3 protein-coding genes are annotated in these 3,038 nt (G+C 74.8%); 1 reads left to right on the top strand and 2 read right to left on the bottom strand.

From position 1 onward, the window contains the following. Positions 1-18: 18 nt before the first annotated feature. Both ACTUAL_RS01325 and ACTUAL_RS01320 read right to left on the bottom strand, forming a co-directional pair. Positions 19-1,503: a sensor histidine kinase gene (locus ACTUAL_RS01325; protein ID WP_096492286.1), complete on the bottom strand. Its 1,485-nt coding sequence runs from the start codon at positions 1,501-1,503 to the stop codon at positions 19-21. Continuing rightward, positions 1,481-2,212 (bottom strand): response regulator transcription factor, encoded by a 732-nt coding sequence (locus tag ACTUAL_RS01320; protein ID WP_440898972.1) that lies wholly within the window; start codon positions 2,210-2,212, stop codon positions 1,481-1,483. Before ACTUAL_RS01320 ends, ACTUAL_RS01325 begins: the two co-directional genes overlap by 23 nt. A 213-nt stretch (positions 2,213-2,425) precedes the next feature. On the opposite strand from ACTUAL_RS01320, the gene ACTUAL_RS01315 reads away from it, so the two are divergent. Beyond that, on the top strand, positions 2,426-3,038 hold a 613-nt coding region (locus ACTUAL_RS01315; RefSeq protein ID WP_440898971.1), incomplete at its 3' end, for a hypothetical protein.

Below are 3,038 nucleotides of genomic sequence, written 5' to 3'. Positions count from 1 at the left end.
CCGGCGCGGGGCCCGGTCTCAGCCCGCGGGCAGCGACACCGTGAACCGGGTCGCGCCCGGCCTGCTGTCCACCCGGACCGAGCCGCCGTGCGCGGACACCACGGCCGCCACGATCGACAGGCCGAGGCCCGTGCTGCCCGCCGCGCGGGAGCGCGAGCTGTCGCCGCGCGCGAACCGCTCGAACACCTCCGGCTGCAGCGCCTCCGGGATGCCGGGGCCGTCGTCCTCGACCACCAGCTCGACCCGGCCCGCGCGTCCGGGGTTCAGCGCCGTCGTCACCGTCGTGCCCGGCGGGGTGTGCGTCCTGGCGTTGGACAGCAGGTTCGCCAGCACCTGGCGCAACCGGTCGGCGTCACCGCGCACGGTCACCGCCTCCGGGGGCAGCGCCAGCCGCCAGTCGTGCTCGCGGCCCGCGATGCGCGCGTCGCTGACGCTGTCCACGACCAGCCGCGACAGGTCCACCTCGCCCAGCTCCAGCGGGCGGCCCGCGTCCAACCTGGCCAGCAGCAGCAGGTCCTCCACCAGCGAGGTCATCCGCACCGCCTCGGACTCGACCCGGCCCATCGCGTGCGCGATCTCCGGCGACACCGAGTCCCGGCTGCGCCTGGTCAGCTCCGCGTAGCCCCGGATCGCGGCCAGCGGCGTGCGCAGCTCGTGCGAGGCGTCCGCGACGAACTGCCGCACCCGCGTCTCGCTCGCGTGCCGCGCCGACAGCGCCTCCCCGACGTGCCCGAGCATCCGGTTCAGCGCCAGCCCGACCTGCCCGACCTCGGTGTCCGGGGTCGCGTCGGCGGCGGGCACCCGCTCGGCCAGCGCCACCTCACCCTCGTGCAGCGGCAGCTCGGCCACCCGGCCCGCCGTGGCGGCGACCCGTTCGAGGGGCTCCAGGGTGCGCCGGATGATCAGCGCGCCCGCCAGCCCGACGGTGATCAGACCGCCCAGCGCCACCCCGCCCAGGATCAGGCCCATCCGCAGGACGGTGCTGTTCACCTCGGACAGCGGCAGCCCGGTCACCACGGTCCCGGTGCGGAACTGCACCGACACCACCCGGTAGCCGCCCAGCGCGCCCAGCTCCACGGTCCTGGTCCGGCCGTCGGCGGGCACGGACGAGAGCGCGGTGAGCGCCGTCTGGTCGGTGATGGTCTCCAGGGCTCCCGCGGTGTCCACCCGGTTGGCCTCGACGGTCCCGCCCAGCGTCTCGAACACCAGCGTGCCGGGGCCGAAGCCCGGCCCGTTGAGCACGTGCTCGCCGCTGCGCGACGGGGGGTCCGCCATGAACACCGGATCGTCGCGGCCCGGCCCGAAACCGGCCCGGCCCGCCGTCTGGGTGAGCTGCTGGTCGAGGCGCTGCACCAGGAAGTCCCGCAGCGCGAACCCGGTCACCACCCCGATGATCACGCACACCAGGGACAGCAGGACGACCTGCTCGGCGATCAGCCTGGCGCGCAGCGGCCAGCGGGCCGGGGTGCGCCAGCGGGTGTCACGGGGCGGGCTTGAGGACATAGCCCGCGCCCCGCATCGTGTGGATCATCGGCGCGCGCCCGGCGTCGATCTTCTTGCGCAGGTACGAGATGTACAGCTCCACGATGTTTGCCTGCCCCCCGAAGTCGTAGCTCCACACCCGGTCCAGGATCTGCGCCTTGCTCAGCACCCGCTTGGGGTTGCGCATCAGGAACCGCAGCAGCTCGAACTCGGTCGCGGTCAGCTCCACCTGGTCGTCGCCGCGCCGCACCTCGCGGGTCTCCTCGTCCAGCACCAGGTCGCCGACCACCAGCTCGGTGCCCGCGCCCGACTCGGTCACGCCCGTGCGGCGCAGCAGCGCGCGCAGCCGCAGCACGACCTCCTCCAGGCTGAACGGCTTCGTCACGTAGTCGTCGCCGCCCGCCGTCAACCCGGCGATGCGGCCCTCGACGGCGTCCTTCGCCGTCAGGAACAGCACCGGCAGCGTCGGCGCCTCGGTGCGCATCCGGCGCAGCACCTCCAGACCGTCGAAGTCGGGCAGCATGACGTCCAGCACCACGGCGTCGGGGCGGAACTCGCGCGCCACCCGCACGGCGGACGTGCCGTCCAGCGCGGTGCGCACCTCCCACTTCTCCATCCGCAGGGCCATCGTCATGAGCTCGGCCAACGTGGACTCGTCGTCGACGACCAGCACCCGCACGGGGCTGCCGTCGGGGCGGCGGAGTTCGGGGGAGCTGTTCCCTGGTGTCACTGGGCGCACCCTCCGATCATCGGCGACCCGCTTGAGGCGCTCCTGTGACGGTCCTGTGTAGCAGCTGTGCGGCAGGCTCGCCCGCGCGGAGCAACGTCGCCGCGGGTGGTCGGGGGTGCGGGGCTCACCCGTCCGGGGTCGCCCGCCAGACGCACAGGCGGCACCCACAGCGCGCACAGCTCGCGCACAGGCGCAGCCGCCACCTTTGCCGCCATGACGACCAACACCGAGAACCCGACCTGGGGCGAGGAGCCGCAGCCGGGCCAGACCCCCGCCGGTCCGCCGTGGACCGGGCGCAAGACCCTCGCGGCCGTCGCGATCGCCGTGGGCATCGCCGCCGTGGGCGGGGGCGTCATCTACGCGGCGAGCGGGAGCGAGTCGTCGGGGCAGAACGCCATGGGCGGCCGGGGGATGGGGATGCCGGGGATGGTGGGCGGCGACGGCGGCGGCCTGTCCGCCGCGTCCCCGTTCGGGGACAGCGAGCACGGGGAGTTCCAGGTCGGCGAGGTCACCGAGGTGGGGGACGGGAGCATCTCGGTCACGAGCGCGGACGGGTACGCGAAGACCTACGTGGTGGACGCGGACACGGTGTTCAGGGTGCTGTCGGCCGGGTCGGGGGCGCGGAACCAGGACGGCGGCGGCTCGGGGCTGGACGACCTCGCGGTGGGGGACAGCGTGACCGTGGTGTCCACGGCCGGGAGCGACGGGAGGTCGACGGCGGACGCGATCACGGAGCGGGGCGGGCAGAGCGGGTTCCCCGGCGGGCAGGACGGCGGCGGGCAGGGGCAGTTCCCCGGTGGGCAGCAGGGCGGCGGGCAGCAGGGCG

Source organism: Actinosynnema sp., from assembly GCF_052038725.1.
Note: the sequence above shows the minus strand (reverse complement) of the source record. Positions and strands in the feature narration are given on the sequence as shown.